The organism is Kitasatospora aureofaciens, from assembly GCF_019192735.1.
Classification (GTDB): domain Bacteria; phylum Actinomycetota; class Actinomycetes; order Streptomycetales; family Streptomycetaceae; genus Kitasatospora; species Kitasatospora aureofaciens_A.
On record NZ_JAHTKP010000197.1, the window covers coordinates 1 to 692 of the forward strand.

The 692-nt window shown below is 71.4% G+C and carries 1 protein-coding gene; it reads left to right on the plus strand.

The genetic code is table 11. From position 1 onward, the window contains the following. On the plus strand, window positions 1-692 hold a 692-nt coding region (locus KV557_RS41975; RefSeq protein ID WP_218207389.1), incomplete at both ends, for an electron transfer flavoprotein subunit beta/FixA family protein.

Here is a 692-nt window from a genome sequence, read left to right on the forward strand (position 1 = left end):
CACACCACCGACCGGGAGGGCGTGGACGGCCTTCTGTCGGAGCTGGACGAGTACGGCGTGGAGCAGGCGCTGCGGATCGCGGAGGCGAACGAGGGCGCCGAGGTGACGGTGCTGACGGTCGGGCCGGACGACGCGAAGGACGCGCTGCGCAAGGCGCTGTCGATGGGTGCGGACAAGGCCGTGCACGTGAACGACGACGACATCCACGGTTCGGACGTGATCGGGACGTCGGCGATCCTGGCGAAGGCGCTGGAGCGGACCGGGTTCGACCTGGTGATCGGTGGTATGGCGTCGACGGACGGCACGATGGGTGTGCTGCCGGCGCTGCTGGCGGAGCGTCTGGGTGTGCCGCAGGTGACGCTGCTGTCCGAGGTGTCGGTCGAGGGCGGTGTGGTGAAGGGCCGTCGTGACGGTGACGCCGCGACCGAGCTGGTCGAGGCCGCGCTGCCGGCCGTGGTCTCGGTGACGGACCAGTCGGGTGAGGCCCGGTACCCGTCGTTCAAGGGGATCATGGCGGCGAAGAAGAAGCCGGTGGAGTCGCTGGACCTGGACGACCTGGGCATCGAGGCGGACGAGGTCGGTCTGGCGGGTGCGTGGACGGCGGTCGAGGCGGTGGCGGCGCGTCCGGCGCGCACCGCGGGCACCGTCGTCAAGGACGAGGGCGAGGGCGGCAAGCAGCTCGCCGCGTTCCT